Raw genomic sequence first — 17,811 nt, forward strand, 5'->3', positions numbered from 1 at the left:
TAACAAGTTTGTTTGATTGATGTTGTACAAGTGATCTTTCTTCTTTCAGCATTTTGGGCTCTAATTCTTAGTCGATATTTAGTAATATATATAAAAATCCTTGAAATAGTTATGTATATCTAGAATTTTATTGCCAATCTTCTTATAGTCTTCTTCTTTCTGTAACATTCCCTCCAGTTCAACAATTTTTCTTGCCAAGTCTTTTGGTAATATTGAAATGTATTTGTATATGTAGCCGGACAGTATTTCCTTAGTATCATTTCTGAAAACGCTGAGATTTTCCGTAGTTATACTAGAAGCGTCCATAGCTTTATTAAGATAGTAATTAGTGTGTTCATGTAGTAATTTTTCACTATCGTAATCTTCAGATTTAATTCTTTCTACATCTCCCTTTATAGAAAAATATATGTTAGATAAACACACTGTTCACTCTAAGTGTTGCACACCAATGGTATAAAATGCTTCTTCTTTTGTTTCCCTCCCCTCAATTTTCTTTTGGGTATTGTTCACAAGTATTGTAATAAAGATGGCAGTCACAGGTATGAGTAGGAAATCCACAATTAAATTAGGTAATATACTATCTAACCACTGTGAACAGTTGTACCTATTCATAAACACTGCTGTAAGTATAGCACTTAGAAAAAATGAAAGAGCAGCAATCCACTTATACTCTTTAGGTATATTTAAGTGTTTGTATTTTCTCCTTATAAAAAGTGTTAAGTAAGTTATGACTAGATATATTCCAATAATTATCGTTAAACTTAATAACTCATTGCCTGGAAAACATGAAGCAATACCATTCATAATAATTTCCCCTTTTTATTGAACTTCACATTAGAACAATATTGCAAGCCCTAGTCAAAGTAAATACCAAAAATTACGATACTGTGTTTTGTTTCAGTTTGTTTTATCATTTCTATCTTCTCTTAAAATAAAGTAATATATCAATTATGATTAGGATGTTAAAATTCCAATAAATTTTCAATTGAGATGTCAACTTTATATATTAGTATCGGCCATTCCATTAATCAACAGTTTTCATTAGGAATTATATTGCTGAAAATTTATTGCATTTGATAAGTGAGTAACAAATATGTAAGCGTGTCCACGGGGCATTTTGATAAATTCTAAATTGTTTGTTCTCTTTTTTCCACAAATATTATAATCGAACATAGAAAAAGACACTTTTCTAAATAAAAGTAAAGCGCCTTCGTTTTATATATTATTATTATTTTATTAATCATAAACATGGATTGTTGCCATATCTGTATTCAATCCATCTTCTACATCATTTAACAAATTTTCTATAGAATATCGTATTTCCTGAAGTCCAACCTTATCTATTATATAATCTGCTAATTCATCCTTATTGTTTATAGTACCTCCTTTTGGCCGAACATTATAAAGCCTATTTAAACTACCTGTAAATAAATCTGCTGCTTGTATTAACCGACTCAATTTTGAATCTAGTGGAACATAGCTATTAAGTACTAGATCATCTCCGTATTGTTCTTTAAATTTGCTACTTAGTAATTCAGAAAACTTACTAATGTTATAAGTATTGTCATTATCATCTCTATCTTTGAAATAATTTATTTGCCTTGGTAGCACCACTCTTCCAGTTAGAATTTCATGTTCCATACCTTTAATTGTTAATCGATAGAATAAATCATTTATTATCTCATCGATAGGTGTCGATAGTTTGGATTTGTTCACTGCGATCGCTCTAAAACTGACCATTGCGGAATTATCCAGCAAAACCTTAAAGAATTCTTTGTATAATCTTAGTTCATCTCTATTTTTATTATTTAAATTCTTAAAATGAAACTCTTCTGGAAACCTAATATTTTCTTCTTTAGCTTTTTTTGTCCACTCTATTAACTCATGATTCAATAAACCATTATGTCTGTCATCTAATGCCCATACACTTCCTATAATTATATATTCGCTGTCTTTACCTGTCTCATCAGCATAAAGATGCATAATAGGAACTGTTGGTTTGTCTAATAAGGCCGCTTCCTTTTCAATTTCTTCACGTTCTCTTCTAATTTTTCTAGTTCTCTCATCTGATAAGAACAATTTGTATTCATTTTGGATTTTCGCTCTTGCTCTTACCAATGAACTTAACCTTTCATATTCATACATTTTCTTCAAATCTACTTGTTGGGAAATATGTCCATGAAATTCTTCCCAAAATTTTATTTGCAGTGTAATATCTGACTTTCTTGCTTCAGGGTATTTGTTTAGTATTTTAGCAACCTTTTGCCTTAAAGTATTTGTAAGTCCAGATTGCACAGCGGTTATTAAAGCTTGTGCTTCCTGTCTTTTCCTCTCCTCTATAACTGGATCGATTACTTTTTCTTGAATTTCAATTTCTTTTTTATTTGAATAATTCATAGAAAATAGCCCCCTATATTCAAAAGTAATTATGTTATTACTCTAAAATTTAATTTCTTTCCAACTATTTTGCTAATCGAGAAATCCAAATTTTATGTTCCACTTCTATTTAGACAAAGTCTAAATCGTTAGACTCCAATAAGAAATAGTGTTCAGTATTTTCGGGATAATAAATTTAATCTCATTTTCCTTGATAAATTCATCAAAAATCTTTCAAGTTTGCCATAATAGAATTGTGTTTTATTGTATATAAACCTTCCAAAATGTTTTTTGATTTGACTATATTATCAACTCCTACCTTTATATCGGCAGGAAAAGAGCACACAGAACTATTCTCGAAAATTGTCGATCGACAAATCAATTTTCACCTTTCTCTTTCCTAGCCTGGACTTGCTCAAATGTTCTTAACATTGAGACAGCAACACTTCTGGCTCTTTTTCCTTTAATTACTATTCTTATAATGAAAATAAGTGATATAGCTGTGGCAACTAAAGCTAAAGCTTTACTTGCATTAACATTAAATGCCATATTGAAATATACAGCCACTAAAGGGACAAATGCTGGATAGTACTTAGAGACCTCTCTTATGTTCTCAATATGGGCAAACCTCGATATTTTCTGAATATGTGTAGATAACATCTTCTAACTCCATTAATTTCTTTGAGTATATTTCATTATCTAATTTCTTAATTTTCTCATTCTGTCTTTTATTTTTAATTACACGTTTCTTTCCTTTACCCAAATCTACTTACTTCTTGATTTTAATATCGGAGAAAATTGATAAAGTTGAGGTGCTTGCAAAATTTGTCGAACGAATCCTATAACTCGCTCGAGTAAGAAAGAATATATTAAATTTCAGAAAGTTATACTTCTCCGTCCCACCTTCCATCATTCAGTCATAGCTCCCTGATCTTTTCTCCTTCAAACTTGTGTGTTGACGTTTCTATTGCATACTCACGTTCCTCAAGTTTCCAAAGACGTTTAAACAATCTTTATTCCTTCATATCCATGCACTTAATTCAGATTAGCTCTCTCCTTTGCTATCTTTTAGTAAATTGCCTCGATGCCATGTTGAGCAATCCACCAGGACCCATTTTGATAGCTTCCTTGATACAAAAACAGGGAACGGAAATACTTAAAAATAAATCCGCTCCCAAAACCCTGTTTTGAAGTGAGTTGCGAACTTAAGTTCCAATGAACAAAAAAGCCTGAAATCCTTTATTAATAAGGGTTTCAGGCTCTTTTAATAGTACGTCCCAGGAGAGATTCGAACTCCCGACCGACGGCTTAGAAGGCCGTTGCTCTATCCTGCTGAGCTACTGGGACATGTTGTTATGTAGTGTGCTGTGGTGTAATACCTCAGCGACAAGATTTATTATATTACTATTGTTCTTTAATGTCAACGGTTTTTCGAAAGTTTTTTCATAAGGGGCAAATGCTGCACCCTTATGAAATACCTTCCAATGTGACAGTGTTTTCGAGGTCTTGTATTGCAAGACCTTCGTCCGTGAAAAACTGTACGTTTGCTTCGCTTCCATCTAGTGTCAGTATAGCATAGCTGCGCTCTTTTCGCACTCTTGGCAGGTGCACGCTGCCTGGGTTAATGAGCAGTTTTCCTCTGAGCAGTTCACTGCCTGGGATGTGCGAGTGGCCAAAGCAGATAATGTCTGCGCCCAGCTCTTCTGCACGGTAGTAGACTTGAAGTAAGGATTGTTTGATGCCATGCAGATGTCCGTGAGTGAGAAATAGTTTTCCGCCTCCATCAAGTGGGAGCAGGAGCTCTTCTTCAAAATCGCCCATAAAGTCACAATTTCCTTTGACGACTTTGTATCCTTCGAGTGCCGGGTGGTTCGTTTCGAGTTCTGAATCTCCGCAGTGAATCATCATGTCAACTTCAGCCGCATGCCGTTTGGCAATGGTTTGAAGTTCGTCTGTGAGTCCATGACTGTCACTAATGATGAGTATCTTCATGGCTTCATTCCCCCTTATTCATTTGCGTCTAGCAGTGATGAAAGCTTTTGAAGCGCGACCGCTCGATGGCTGATCTTGTTTTTCTCCTCTGGTGATAATTCGGCCATCGTCTGGTCTTTGTCTTTGACGATGAAAATCGGGTCGTATCCGAAGCCGTTTTCGCCGATCGGTTTTTCAGCGATGAAGCCTTCTACTGATCCTTCTACCGTCTTTGTTTCTTTTCCCGGTATGCTGACAGCAAGGGCACATCTGAATCTGGCTGTGCGGTCTTCTTTTTCAATGCCTTGAAGTTCGCTCAGCACTTTTTCCACATTCTCCGCATCGTCTTTATGCTCACCTGCGTATCTCGCTGAATACACGCCAGGTTTTCCGCCCAGATAATCAATTGACAGACCGGAATCGTCTGCAATGACCATTTCACCTGCTTTGGCTTGAATGGCCTCCGCTTTGATGATGGCATTTTCTTCGAAGGTTTGTCCTGTTTCTTCAATTTCTTCAGTAAAGCCAATGTCTGCTAGTGTTTTGACCGTGAATCCTTTTGGCTCAAGAATGGCTTTGAATTCTTTCGCTTTACCCGCATTGTGCGTTGCAATGATGGCTGTTTTCATCCTGATCAAACCCTTCTCTTTATTCGATGACTTCTCCTGTTAGTGCTTTTTGCTTTTCGATTAATTCTTTGATGCCCTTTTCGGCTAAATCAAGCAGTCCGTTTAGCTGTTCTCTTGAGAATGTCGCTTCTTCGCCTGTTCCTTGAAGTTCAACAAAGCGACCAGCGCCTGTCATAATGACATTCATATCTACTTCAGCAGAAGAATCTTCTTCATAGTTTAAATCTAACAGAAGACCTTGCTGAGAATCAATTCCGACGGATATCGCCGCTAAATAATCAGTAATCGGGTTTTCTTTGATGACTCCTTCAGCCCGCAGCTTTTGAATCGCAAGTGTCATGGCAACAAAAGCACCTGTGATGGATGCTGTGCGTGTGCCGCCGTCTGCTTGAATAACATCACAATCAATCCAAATGGTGCGTTCGCCAAGCTTTTCTAAGTCAACGACTGCGCGGAGTGCTCGTCCAATTAAACGCTGAATCTCCATAGTGCGTCCTGTGACTTTTCCTTTAGATGATTCTCTTATCGTTCTTTGTGCAGTTGCTCTTGGAAGCATGCTATATTCTGCTGTGATCCAGCCTTTTCCTTCTCCTCTTAAAAAAGGAGGTACGCGGTCTTCGATCGATGCGTTACAAATCACCTTCGTATTTCCCGCTGAGATTAAGACAGAGCCTTCTGGGTGCGTGATGTAGCCTGCCTCTATTTCAATTTTTCTCAATTCGTCATATTGTCTTTCATCTAATCTCATGTTTTACCTCCGTTACGATATACATTCCTCGCGAGTGCCAGCGGGGTTCTCCTACTAACTTTGACAACCTCAGCTCGTTCTAATCGCTTGGAATAAAAAAGAGGCAGCGAATATGCATGCCTCTTTTTCTCCATTATATCAATGTGTGACGTTAAAAACTACCTGTATTCACTTGTTCTGGTCGTGAAACCGGCTTTGTGAGTTCTGCTCCTTTTTCGTTCACAAGCTCAGCCTTGCCGTTCACCTTGACAGATACGCTTTTGACGTCCGGCAGCTCGGTTAATGTGAGCACAATGCTATCAAGAACTTTTTGTGAAATGACCTTTTTCTTTTCATCTGCACTGCCAAAAATGGATTCGTTGAAATCAAGTGTCACATGGCCATCTTTTACTTTTGGTACATCATTCAGCTTCACATCTTGATCGAAGTCTGTAAGCAGATGGCTTTTTTTGCTTGGTCCAGAGACGAGCTCATCAATCGCTGCAGTAATCGGATCATCCTCGTCTTTTGGCGCTCTTTTAGTCACCGGAACATAGTACGTCTGTTCATCAGATTCAGCTAAATAGTAAACTGTCACTGGCTTTGTCGCTGTCATATCAGCAGCAGCCTCGTGCTGGATATTAATACCGTCTTCTCTGCTTAAATCATCTGAGATAGGTGTACCGTTCACAGGCATTTCTTTTAGTTCATGTCCATTCATCTTCAATTTGACTTTGGCTATGGAATCAAACTGTGTTAACGTCCAAGTAACAGATTGCAAAATGCGCTGCTCGTCTTCTTTTTTATAGTTTTTAAATTCATTTGAAAAATCGACAACCGCCGTTCCGTCTTTAATATCGACAGATACGCTCGTATCCGCTGGCAAAACTGCTCTGAATCCATTCGGCATTAAGTTCGAAATAGGCCCCCCATCCACGAGATATTCAAGGGTTTGTTTGGCACTCCCTTCATTTTTCGGCAATGGAATGGATTGAGATACGACATACCCGTTTTTATCTATTAAATATAATTCTCTCATGACCGTATCTGCCTGCTTCTCTTCTTTTCCTTCTTTGGCTGTTTGTTTATCTTCTTTATTTTCTTTCACATATGTGACGTTTTGTGGCGGGTCAATCTCTGTTTTCGCTTGGTCTGTTTGAAACAATCCGCATCCTGACAAAAGCATGGCTGACGCGATACACGTAACAGCTGCTGTAGATCCTTTTTTCAGCATACTTCACCCTCCTCTAGTAGTTTGTACTACTATGTATACGAGCTCCCCCAGAGGATTAGACCCTTTTCATAAAAAAATAACCCACTTCAAATAGAAGGGGGTTATTGCTGATAGATGTGTTCAAGTGACACGGTTTCGACCTTCCCTGGCAGGTAGCCAAACCAGTCACGAGCGATGTTTTGAAAATTTTGCTGCTGCCCTGTTGTGTAAAATGTATGGACAGGTGCTTCTTTAGAGGTATTTAACAGCCCTTTATATGAAAGAATCGTACTCGCTTCTCTCGCTGTCTCATCCCCTGATGAAATGATGCTGACATCACTGCCCATAAAGCGCTGAATCGGCTCTTTTAAAATCGGATAGTGTGTGCAGCCAAGAATAAGTGTGTCAATTCCTGTCTCTTTCATCGGTTCAAGGGAATCTTTCACCACTGCCTCTGCTGTCTGATCTAAAAACGTACCGCTTTCCACAAATGGGACAAGAAGCGGACACGCCAGACTTTGAACAGTTAGACCTGCTTTTAGTGACAGCAGCGCTTCTTTGTATGCCTCGCTTTTGATCGTATTGACTGTGCCAATAACGCCAATATGCTGGTTGTTCGTCACTTTAATTGCTGTACGGGCGCCAGGCTGAATGACGCCAATAACCGGAATATCAAGCGTTGCTTTAATTTCATCCAGTGCGATCGCTGTTGCTGTGTTGCATGCAATGACGAGCATTTTAATATGGTGGTGTTTTAATAAGTAGTGTGTCATTTCCCATGTATATTGAAGAACTTCTTCTTCTTTCCTTGGGCCATATGGACATCGTTTTGTATCGCCTACATAAATGATTTTTTCTTTTGGCAGTTGTCTCATGATTTCCTTTGCAACGGTTAAACCGCCGACGCCGGAATCAATGACGCCGATTGGTTGATCCAACAAAATCGCCTCATTTTCTTTTCATTTGCTGCTGTAGTTTCGTTAAGGATTGGTTGAAAACGATGGCTTCTTCTTCTGAGAAAGCCTCTAGAAGTTCACTGACGTATTCTTGGCGTTTAGCAATCACTTCTTGAATGATCCGCTCGCCTTCAGGCAATAAATGAATGCGAACCACGCGGCGGTCAGATGGATCTTTCACCCGTTCGACAAGTTCACTTTTTTCCATTCTATCAATTAAATCAGTGGTTGTACTGCAAGCCAAGTACATCTTTTGTGACAGCTCGCCTATTGTCATATCTCCAAATTCATAAAGCCACTGAAGCCCAATGAATTGTGGAGGTGTAATCGTATATTGATTCAGGATTTCTCTGCCTTTTTGCTTAATAATTGCGGCAATGTGACGCAATGATTTTTCAATCTCTGCAACATGGCCTGACTCATTCGTTTCCATTTAATTGATACCTCACTATAGCATCTCACTTTGATTAAAACGTACATGTCTATTTTCCTCGTTTTTCAAAGAAAATGCAAGAAGAGACTCATGGAAACCATATAGAAATAACCGGTTCCTTCCCGATATGGAAGGAAAACCGGCTGACTTTAGAGCTCTAGCTCACCCATACGCAGAAGCTCGACTACAGCCTGTGAACGGCCTTTGACTCCTAGCTTTTGCATGGCATTCGAAATATGATTTCGAACAGTCTTTTCGCTAATAAAAAGCTCGCTTGCAATTTCTTTTGTTGTTTTATCTTGGACGAGCAATTCGAATACTTCTCTTTCTCTTTTGGTTAATAGCGGCTTGGATTGAAACTCTTTCTCCTTCAAGTATTGTAACCCTCCTTGCTAAGGTGAGAGCTCTAGTCTCTATAGAATGGGATTCTGTATAGTCGAGATATCATATGCCGGGTGCCTGAGGTAGGTGACGTTAAAATCAAGAAATCCCGCATATCAGCGTCCAATTTCTGCGCTTTCATCCACGCAAAAAAGGACGAGTCTCCTCCCTGAGACATCGCCTTTTTTTGCGTGGTATTTAAAAGATTGAAATGGCGCCTGTTAACAATGCAATAAGTGTTGTAAAAAGGGCAGTTAACACGGTCCATAGCAGTGCATATTTTTGCAAATCACCAATATCTTTGTTCAGCATACTGACAAGCAGCAGTGTTGAAGCGACAAGCGGACTCAGTAAGTGGACAGGCTGCCCTATGATAGAGGCACGTGCAATTTCCACCGGATCAATCCCGTAAGCTGCGCCGGCTTCAGCCAGGATTGGCAGTACTCCGAAATAGTAAGCATCGTTTGAAAGCACAAATGTAAATGGCATACTCGTCAAAGCCACAATCAGCGGGAAAAATGAGCTGTAGGAATCCGGAATCATGTAAATGACCAAATGGGCAATGGACTCAACCATTTTTGTTCCAGAAAAGATCCCTGTGAAAATCCCTGCTGCAAATACAAGTGTGATAACCGTTAATGCGTTGCCTGCATGAGATAAAATTCGCTCGCGCTGATCTTCAACCTTTGGATAGTTGATCATCAGAGCGATGACAAATCCAATTAAAAAGAGTACAGGAATTGGTATGATATCCATGACGAGTGTGACCATGACAGCAACTGTAAGGAAGAAGTTAATCCAAATCAGATTCGGTCTCTTGATATCGGCTACTCCATCTTCAATTGACGCAGCCAATTCAGGAGAAATGGACGGCTCTTCTTTGTACTGAATCTCTGCAATCCCAATCCGTTTTCTTTCTTTTTTCCCAAGTACATAAGCAGTAAAAAGTATAAAAAGACCGCCTCCAACCATCGTTGGGAGTAATGGAATGAAAAATTCGCCTGCATCTAATCCAAGCGCCGCGATTGCACGAGTAGCCGGACCGCCCCATGGCGTCATTCCGCTCATAATTCCTAATGATAATAATGAAATTGTTCCTAAAATTAATGGGTTCATCCCGATTCTTAAGAAAAGTGGCAGCATCGCTGATACGGTAATCATGTACGTTGTTGTTCCGTCACCATCTAATGCAACAAGCATAGACAAAATTGCTACCCCAAAAGCAATTTTGACAGGATCACCTTTTACTATACGTAGAATGAGTTTAATCAGAGGATCAAACAATCCAGCATCCAGCATGACACCGAAGAATAAAATCGCAAATAACAATAAAGCAGCTGATGGTGCAACAGTTTTCAGTCCATCAAGCATCATGTCCCCTAACCCTTTGTTAAAGCCGCCGATCAATGCAAATATGATAGGTACAACGGTTAGAGCCACCACCGGATGCATACGTTTTGTCATAATGAGAAATGTAAATGTCAAGACCATCAAGATCCCTAAAATAGCTAGCACTTTATATCCCTCCATCCTCTTCTTTACATGATCTGCAAGCGCCCCCTTGCACTTGCGATCTATATGTTAGCGCTTTCTATTTCAAGGATATAATAGCTTTTTTTATAATGAAAATATCGATTTTTTCGTTTATTCAATAAATTTCTTTTATAATCAACCTTGCTGATTTCTTAAAAACTCAATGAACGCTTTCACCACAGACAAATGAAGTGAGTCTGGCTGGTACATGAGCCATGTATCTCTTAAAACAGGCTGTCCATCTTTATACGAAAGTCCTTTTACAAATAACTCATCACTTGGTCTGAGGCAAATTTCTGGGACAATGGCATAGCCTAAACCATGCTTCACCATCTCTTTTGATGTATCCTGACGGTCTGTCTCCATCGTGACAAGCGGAGGCATTGTGAATGTTTCCTGCCACCATCTGTTAATCAGCCGTTTTAATGAACTGTCTGTATGATAGTCAATGAGCGGCAGATTCGGGAGATCCTTTAGCTGAATCTCTGATTTTGAAATAATGCAAAGACGCTCTTTATCAAGCAAAAAACGCTCTCCATTCCAGTCATAATCACCTCTTAAAATCCCTAAATGCACACTTGATGTTCCTAATAAATCCATTACCTTTGTGCTCCATCCTGTGTTGACCATAAATTGAACATGTGGATACTGCTTAGAAAATTCTTTTAATATTTCTGGCAGTTTATATTGGGCAAAGTTACTTGAGACCCCTAACCGGATCGTTCCTTTGACCTTTTTTTGCATATTGAGCATGCCATCTTTCGTTTGCTGCAGCTGTTTGAGCATGTCATTTGCGTATTTAGCCAAGTATTCGCCCTCTGATGTAAATTCAATTCCTCGTTTTCTTTTAAAGAAAAGCTTCATATCAAACTCCTCTTCAAGCTGTTTCAATCGATAGCTTAAGGCAGGCTGAGAGACAAATAATTTTTCTGCCGCTTTTGTGATGTTCTTTTCTTCATAAAGTACCTTTAAAAACCGCCAATCTTTTTCATCCATTGTATGCCCTCCTTTTTTACTAATTATAAAATATTTTTATTGATTTCTCTTAAAATAATGTATTTAACTTATTTCTTATTATACTTTACCATTTTGGTTAGATAAACAGTTCATTAAAAATTGAGGGTGAGAGTCATGAGAAAAGTTCCAATCACAATCATGCGAGGCGGTACAAGCAAAGGGGTATTCATTCACGCAAACAATGCACCATATGAACACGATGAGCTCGAGGCATTTCTATTAGACATTATGGGCAGCCCTGACCGGCTGCAGGTCGATGGGATCGGCGGCGGTAATTCTTTAACAAGTAAAGTGGCCATTATCGATAAAGCCACACGCCCGGATGTGGATGTGAACTATACATTTGCACAGGTCAGTATTAATGAGAGATATGTCGACTTTAAAGGAAACTGCGGGAACATCTCATCAGCCGTTGGACCGTATGCGATCATTAAAGGACTTGTTCAAGCAGTTGAGCCCATTACGACTGTACGTATCCTCAATACCAATACAAATAAAGTCATTACGGCAGAGGTCGAAGTTGAAAATGGGGAAGTAAAATTTGAAGGACAGGCAGAAATTCCAGGCGTAAAAGGAACCGGTTCTCCCATTTATTTATCCTTTGAGAAACCTGAAGGCGCTGTCACAGGTAAAACCTATCCGACTGGAAACAAAATGGATACGATTCAAACAAAGTTTGGGGAGATTCCAATCTCGATCGTTGACATTGCAAATCCAATTGCCTTTATTCGCGCGAAAGATATTCAATTAAAAGGAACTGAATTACCTGAAGAGTTTACAGATGAATTACTGGATGATTTAGAAGAAATTCGTTCTCTCGCTGCTGAAATGTGTCACTTTGCACCAAAAGAAATGGCCACATTACAGTCTCCAGCTGTTCCAAAGCTTGCGCTCATCAGCGAGCCTGCTGATTATGTAGATACAAATGGAATCTTGAGACGAGCAGAAGATATGGACATCATCGTTCGTATGCTATCAATGCAAAGACCACACCAAGCACTTGCCATTACTGGCTCTGTCTGCGTGACAACCAGCTGTTTCTTGGATGAAACGCTTCCTTCTCAGCTGTTCCAAGGTCAAGATGACACCCTTCGTATTGGGCATCCTGCCGGGATTATGCAAACGGAAATTGACATCTCTCAAAACAGAGTCAAAGTCATTCGAACGGCAAGAGAAATTCTAGACGGAGTTGTTTTCACAAAACAAGACTATGTGATTCAGCCTCATATTAAAAGAGAAGCTTAAAGCAGACGATGTTCTCGTCTGCTTTTTTTAATGCTGAAGCGGTGCATCTATATCTCCGGCAGAATGAGCTTTTATCTGCCCTTTCTCATCTTTGAGCTGGAGATGACCGTAGCGGTTGACTCCGCAGCAAATGCCCTCTTCCCATGTTTGTTTTTCACGGTCTAACGAGATCCGCAGCGGTTTATGAAGACGATATAACCGTTTGTTATAGAGGGAAGTGAGTGCTTCAAACCCTTCATTCTTCCAGCGTGTATGATATTTTTCAAAAGCTGCCGCAAGTTCCTTCACAAGCTGATCAGCTTTTACCTCTGTAAGCTCTGATAGGCAAATGGTTTTGTACGGAACATGCTCTGGCTTTGTCTTCACATTGATGCCAACCCCGATATAAATGGCGGTACGGTCCGCTTCAATCAATGTGCCTGATACCTTTGCTTCATTGATGAGAATATCATTTGGCCATTTGATCGCCAGCTGATCCTCGGCCCTGATGAGAGGTTTGAGTACATCGTAGATCGCTAGTGCCGTCAGCGGAGCGATCGTTGACTGGGTGGAGAGTTCTTCTGGCGGCAAAACTGTCATGGTCACAGCGACATTCCCTGCAGGCGTTTCCCACGGTCTCCCTAGCCTGCCTCTTCCTGCTGTCTGCTGATGTGCATAGACAGCAAATGAAGGTTTTTCTCCTTTTTGCAAAAGCCTTTTTGCTTCATTGTTTGTACTATCAATGGTGTCATATTGAAAAATCTTCATGTGTTCTCCTTTTGTTTCTTCTTGATATGATCCTTTTATTATAACAAAATGAAGCTTACACGATGATGAGGGCTCTATGTTATTTATTTCGTTGAGCTTGAAATGTCTCTTTTTCTTCCTCTGTAAATGGGACAGATGCGCCTGTTTCTTTATTAATTTGCACCATGGTGACTGAGCCGGTAAAGCATGGTTCCTGCTGCTCGTTTTCTCCTAAATAATGAAGGATGAGTGAGCTTGATCCGACTTTTTCTGGCTTTACATACACACGAAGCCGCTCCCCTATCTCCACCTGTTTGATGTAATCACATTGCAGGTTTGCCACGACTGTAATCGTCTCTTTCACTCGTTTCATTCGTTTATCAACAATTCCCGTTTTTTGAAAAAAGGCAATCCGTGCTTCTTCAAAATATACAAAAGGGGTGACATTGTTCATATGGCCAAACATATCCGTTTCTGAAAAACGGACAGTCGTTTCGACATAAAATCGAAAGGATGCTCTCCATTCTTCAAACGGTTCTTCAATATATGACGGAAGTCTCACTTCATCATCTCCTTATTCATCAATAAACGCCTCTCCCATATTGGAAGAGGCGTTTATTTTGTGTTCCATCCAGCCTCTTGTAAACACTCATCATGATTGGCAAAGAGGACTGAATGTGATGTTATTCTGCGTGATCGCTTCCGAAGAAGTTACGGAAAGCTTGTAATGTTGTATCTCGGTTAAGTGCTGCAATTGACGTTGTCAGCGGGATTCCTTTCGGACAAGCCTGCACACAGTTTTGAGAGTTCCCGCAGTTCGCAAGACCGCCGTCTCCCATAATTTCTTCTAGACGGTCAGACTTATTCATCGCACCTGTCGGATGTGCGTTAAATAGACGAACTTGCGAAAGCGGTGCAGGGCCCATAAAGGAAGACTTATCATTTACGTTTGGACAAGCTTCAAGGCAGACACCACATGTCATACATTTAGAAAGCTCATACGCCCATTGACGTTTTTTCTCAGGCATTCTTGGTCCAGGTCCAAGATCATATGTGCCATCGATCGGCACCCATGCTTTTACTTTTTTCAAGGAGTTGAACATGCGGCTTCTATCAACCTGCAAGTCTCTCACGACCGGGAATGTCTTCATCGGCTGAAGACGGATCGGCTGATCTAACTGGTCAATCAAGGCTGTACATGACTGGCGCGGTTTTCCATTAATGACCATGGAACAAGCTCCGCACACCTCTTCAAGACAGTTCATGTCCCAGTTGATCGCCGTTGTTTTTTCACCTTGTTTATTGACCGGGTTACGTCTAATTTCCATGAGTGCGGAAATGACGTTCATATTTGGGCGGTAAGGGATTTCGAATTCCTCATCATAAGGCTTTCCATCTGCTGTATCTTGACGTGTGATAATGAATTGAATTGTGTTTTTTTCACTCATCTTATTTCTCCACCTTTTTCTTCGAGTAATCTCGTTTACGAGGTGCAATTAACGATACATCGACGTCCTCATAGTGGAATGCAGGCTTTTGATTTTTCCCTTTGAACGTAGCCATCGTTGTTTTAAGGAATTCTTCATCGTTTCTTTCAGGGAATTCCGGTTTATAGTGTGCGCCTCGGCTTTCATTCCGGTTATAAGCCCCGATCGTAATGACTCTTGCCAGCTGAAGCATGTTGTCAAGCTGACGTGTGAAGGCAGCGCCTTGGTTGCTCCATGATGCGGTATCATTGATGTTGATCTTCTTGTAGCGCTCCATTAGTTCTTCGATCTTCTGATCTGTTTTTAAGAGTTTGTCATTGTAACGAACCACTGTCACGTTATCCGTCATCCATTCTCCAAGCTCTTTATGAAGCACGTACGCATTTTCTGTTCCGTCCATGCTGAGGATGTTGTCCCATTTCTCCTGCTCTTTCTTCACGGCACTGTCAAATAGTGCAGAAGAAAGGTCTTCCGCAGATTTTTCAAGACCGCTAATGTACTTCACCGCATTTGGTCCAGCGACCATTCCGCCGTAAATCGCAGAAAGAAGTGAGTTTGCACCAAGTCTGTTTCCGCCGTGCATTGAGTAATCACATTCTCCGGCAGCGAATAGACCTTTGATATTCGTCATTTGATCATAATCGACCCATAATCCGCCCATTGAGTAATGAACAGCTGGGAAGATTTTCATCGGCAGCTTACGCGGGTCGTCACCCATGAATTTTTCATAGATTTCAATGATTCCGCCAAGCTTAATATCAAGCTCTTTTGGATCTTTGTGAGAAAGATCGAGATATACCATGTTCTCTCCGTTGATGCCAAGCTTTTGCTCGACACATACGTCAAAGATTTCACGCGTTGCAATGTCACGCGGTACAAGGTTCCCGTATGCTGGGTATTTTTCTTCAAGGAAGTACCAAGGCTTCCCGTCTTTATACGTCCAAACACGTCCGCCTTCACCACGAGCCGATTCACTCATGAGACGAAGCTTGTCATCTCCTGGGATCGCTGTCGGGTGAATTTGAATGAATTCTCCATTTGCATAATGCGCACCTTGCTGATAGACGATGGACGCAGCAGATCCAGTGTTAATCATGGAGTTCGTTGATTTACCGAACACGATTCCAGGACCGCCTGTTGCCATGATGACTGCATCTGAACGGAAGGATTCAATTTCCATTGTCGTCAAGTTCTGCGCGACAATCCCGCGGCACACTTCCTCGTCGTCTAAAACAGCGCCAAGGAATTCCCAGCCTTCATATTTCGTGACAAGTCCTGCTACTTCATAGCGGCGAACCTGCTCATCCAGTGCGTATAATAGCTGCTGGCCTGTTGTAGCTCCAGCAAACGCTGTACGGTGGTGCTGTGTTCCCCCGAAACGGCGGAAGTCCAATAATCCCTCTGGTGTTCTATTAAACATAACACCCATACGATCAAGTAAATGGATAATGGACGGCGCTGCTTCACACATTGCCTTTACTGGCGGCTGGTTGGCTAAGAAATCTCCGCCGTATACCGTGTCATCAAAATGCTCATAAGGTGAATCCCCTTCACCTTTTGTATTAACCGCTCCGTTGATTCCGCCCTGTGCACATACAGAATGCGAACGTTTCACAGGTACGATTGAAAATAGTTGAACAGCTGTTCCCGCTTCTGCTGCTTTAATAGTTGCCATGAGACCAGCTAAGCCGCCTCCGACAACGATGATGCTAGAATTACTCATTGTAGCCCCTCTCCCTCTTCTACTAATCTATTTCCTCTTAAACAAAAGCGAAAATTGCTCTTAGCCCTACATATGAAAGCGCTATAAATATACCTAATGTCACATATGTGGAGATTCGTTGTGAGCGTGGTGAAACAGTAATTCCCCAGCTGACAGCAAATGACCACAAGCCATTAGCAAAGTGGAAAATAGTAGATAAAACGCCGACAATATAGAAGCCTAGCATAAATGGAGAGCTTAAAATATTCGCCATCATGTCATAGTTGACTTCAGCTCCAAGCTGAGCTTGAATTCGTGTTTCCCATACGTGCCAAGAGACAAAAATCAATGTGATAATACCTGAAATCCTTTGCAGTCTGAACAGCCAGTTTCTTAAGTAACTGAAGCGAGACGTGTTGTTTTGTGCCGTAAAGGCTATGTACACCCCATAAACAGCATGATAGATCAGTGGTAAGAAAATCACGAACAGCTCAAGTGCATATCTGAAAGGAAGCTGTTCCATAAAGTGTGCAGCTTTGTTAAACGCCTCAGGTCCATTCGTCGCAAAGTGGTTAACCACTAAGTGCTGTATTAAAAATAGACCGACCGGAATGACGCCAAGCAAAGAATGCAATCTCCGATAAAAAAATTCTTTGTTCCCCGACATTACTTTACCCCCTAGTAAAAAAAGTGCAATTGCTTGAAAATTGTCTTACCCCCGCTTCTTTCAATTGTAAGCACTTTATTCAAATTTATTGACAATTTCATTTTACTCCTATGTCAAAAAAGCGTCAAGAAACCGCGTACATAAATTAAAATTTTCCGAAATTTAAAAGTTTTAAATCAAAATTCGTTTTACTACAATAAGAATTTCTTAGACTTCAGGGAAAACTCTGTCATCATATGCCCACATAAGCTATAATAAATTGTTGAAAGAGGGGAGCCGTACAATGAATAAATTCGAATCTAACTTAGAACAGCTAAAAGAAATTGAAGTCAATGGATTTGCCTACGAGCTGATACGCGAAGTTCTGCTGCCTGATATTCTTGGTCAGGACCATTCATCTATGATGTATTTTGCGGGTAAACTGCTTGCTCGTAAATTTCCTCAAGAGTCATGGGAGAAGATCCCCGAATTTTTCCATGATGCCGGATGGGGGACTCTCACAATGGTCCATTCGAAAAAACAGGAAATTGAGTTTGAGCTCGAAGGTCCACTAGTATCAAATCGACTCACCTATCAAAAGGAGCCATGCTTTCAGATGGAAGCGGGTTTTATTGCTGAACAAATTCAGCTTCTGAATGAGCACGTGGCTGAATCCTATGAACAAGTGAAAAAGCGTGCTGAGAAAGTCATTTTAACCGTTAAATGGGATTTAAGAGACCCTAGCTAATACTCTTGATAAAAGGCGCGG

The 17,811-nt window shown here is 40.3% G+C and carries 19 protein-coding genes and 1 tRNA gene; 2 read left to right on the forward strand and 18 right to left on the reverse strand.

Translation table 11 applies throughout. The features are described 5' to 3' along the window. Positions 1-426 precede the first annotated feature (426 nt). From MHB66_RS13040 to MHB66_RS13100, 13 genes are all read right to left on the reverse strand, one after another. A complete protein-coding gene (locus MHB66_RS13040) occupies positions 427-804 on the reverse strand; it encodes a hypothetical protein (RefSeq protein ID WP_046311982.1) in 378 nt (125 codons plus the stop codon). 432 nt (positions 805-1,236) lie between these two features. Further along, entirely contained in the window at positions 1,237-2,397 is a 1,161-nt protein-coding gene (locus tag MHB66_RS13045; protein ID WP_046311985.1) for a DUF3800 domain-containing protein, read from the reverse strand. Between the two features lie 357 nt (positions 2,398-2,754). Next, the gene (locus tag MHB66_RS13050; RefSeq protein WP_052712401.1) at positions 2,755-3,036 is read right to left on the reverse strand and encodes a hypothetical protein; all 282 of its coding nucleotides are present in this window, start codon (positions 3,034-3,036) and stop codon (positions 2,755-2,757) included. A 613-nt stretch (positions 3,037-3,649) separates the two neighbouring features. Continuing rightward, a tRNA-Arg gene (locus tag MHB66_RS13055) sits at positions 3,650-3,723 on the reverse strand. Between the two features lie 120 nt (positions 3,724-3,843). Then, entirely contained in the window at positions 3,844-4,368 is a 525-nt protein-coding gene (locus MHB66_RS13060) for a metallophosphoesterase (protein ID WP_041115066.1), read from the reverse strand. A 14-nt stretch (positions 4,369-4,382) separates the two neighbouring features. Next, positions 4,383-4,985, reverse strand: coding sequence for an XTP/dITP diphosphatase (locus tag MHB66_RS13065; protein WP_162860205.1), 603 nt, complete (start codon positions 4,983-4,985; stop codon positions 4,383-4,385). A 10-nt stretch (positions 4,986-4,995) separates the two neighbouring features. Beyond that, complete coding sequence (gene rph, locus MHB66_RS13070; RefSeq protein WP_046311987.1) at positions 4,996-5,724, reverse strand: ribonuclease PH; 729 nt, start codon at positions 5,722-5,724, stop codon at positions 4,996-4,998. A gap of 151 nt (positions 5,725-5,875) precedes the next feature. Beyond that, positions 5,876-6,937, reverse strand: a complete 1,062-nt coding sequence (locus MHB66_RS13075) for a GerMN domain-containing protein (RefSeq protein WP_034279767.1) — start codon at positions 6,935-6,937, stop codon at positions 5,876-5,878. Positions 6,938-7,038: 101 nt separating this feature from the next. Then, positions 7,039-7,857 carry a glutamate racemase gene (gene racE, locus MHB66_RS13080; protein ID WP_152649305.1) on the reverse strand — a complete coding sequence of 273 codons (819 nt, stop codon included), beginning with the start codon at positions 7,855-7,857 and terminating at the stop codon, positions 7,039-7,041. Positions 7,858-7,864: 7 nt separating this feature from the next. Continuing rightward, positions 7,865-8,305 carry a MarR family transcriptional regulator gene (locus MHB66_RS13085; RefSeq protein ID WP_034279763.1) on the reverse strand — a complete coding sequence of 147 codons (441 nt, stop codon included), beginning with the start codon at positions 8,303-8,305 and terminating at the stop codon, positions 7,865-7,867. A 149-nt stretch (positions 8,306-8,454) separates the two neighbouring features. Next, positions 8,455-8,679: a spore germination transcription factor GerE gene (gene gerE / locus MHB66_RS13090; protein WP_003184172.1), complete on the reverse strand. Its 225-nt coding sequence runs from the start codon at positions 8,677-8,679 to the stop codon at positions 8,455-8,457. Between the two features lie 205 nt (positions 8,680-8,884). Next, the gene (locus MHB66_RS13095; RefSeq protein WP_046312318.1) at positions 8,885-10,201 is read right to left on the reverse strand and encodes a citrate:proton symporter; all 1,317 of its coding nucleotides are present in this window, start codon (positions 10,199-10,201) and stop codon (positions 8,885-8,887) included. A 153-nt stretch (positions 10,202-10,354) separates the two neighbouring features. Then, positions 10,355-11,215: a LysR family transcriptional regulator gene (locus MHB66_RS13100; protein WP_024423208.1), complete on the reverse strand. Its 861-nt coding sequence runs from the start codon at positions 11,213-11,215 to the stop codon at positions 10,355-10,357. Positions 11,216-11,350: 135 nt separating this feature from the next. Between MHB66_RS13100 and MHB66_RS13105 the strand changes: the two genes are divergently transcribed. After that, on the forward strand, positions 11,351-12,481 hold the full coding sequence (locus tag MHB66_RS13105) for a PrpF domain-containing protein (RefSeq protein ID WP_046311992.1): 1,131 nt from the start codon (positions 11,351-11,353) through the stop codon (positions 12,479-12,481). 27 nt (positions 12,482-12,508) lie between these two features. Here the strand turns inward: MHB66_RS13105 and MHB66_RS13110 are convergent, their stop codons facing one another. From MHB66_RS13110 to MHB66_RS13130, 5 genes are all read right to left on the reverse strand, one after another. Next, positions 12,509-13,228: a biotin--[acetyl-CoA-carboxylase] ligase gene (locus tag MHB66_RS13110; protein ID WP_046311993.1), complete on the reverse strand. Its 720-nt coding sequence runs from the start codon at positions 13,226-13,228 to the stop codon at positions 12,509-12,511. Between the two features lie 79 nt (positions 13,229-13,307). Then, on the reverse strand, positions 13,308-13,769 hold the full coding sequence (locus MHB66_RS13115; RefSeq protein WP_044335316.1) for a thioesterase family protein: 462 nt from the start codon (positions 13,767-13,769) through the stop codon (positions 13,308-13,310). A gap of 121 nt (positions 13,770-13,890) precedes the next feature. After that, complete coding sequence (gene sdhB, locus MHB66_RS13120; RefSeq protein ID WP_046311996.1) at positions 13,891-14,655, reverse strand: succinate dehydrogenase iron-sulfur subunit; 765 nt, start codon at positions 14,653-14,655, stop codon at positions 13,891-13,893. A gap of 1 nt (position 14,656) precedes the next feature. Next, entirely contained in the window at positions 14,657-16,417 is a 1,761-nt protein-coding gene (gene sdhA, locus MHB66_RS13125; protein ID WP_034279746.1) for a succinate dehydrogenase flavoprotein subunit, read from the reverse strand. Positions 16,418-16,454: 37 nt separating this feature from the next. Continuing rightward, complete coding sequence (locus tag MHB66_RS13130; protein ID WP_024423213.1) at positions 16,455-17,063, reverse strand: succinate dehydrogenase cytochrome b558 subunit; 609 nt, start codon at positions 17,061-17,063, stop codon at positions 16,455-16,457. Between the two features lie 283 nt (positions 17,064-17,346). On the opposite strand from MHB66_RS13130, the gene MHB66_RS13135 reads away from it, so the two are divergent. After that, positions 17,347-17,790 carry a YslB family protein gene (locus tag MHB66_RS13135; RefSeq protein ID WP_024423214.1) on the forward strand — a complete coding sequence of 148 codons (444 nt, stop codon included), beginning with the start codon at positions 17,347-17,349 and terminating at the stop codon, positions 17,788-17,790. The last annotated feature ends 21 nt before the right edge of the window (positions 17,791-17,811 follow it).

The organism is Bacillus sp. FSL L8-0167 (genome assembly GCF_038630295.1).
Lineage (GTDB): Bacteria > Bacillota > Bacilli > Bacillales > Bacillaceae > Bacillus > Bacillus safensis.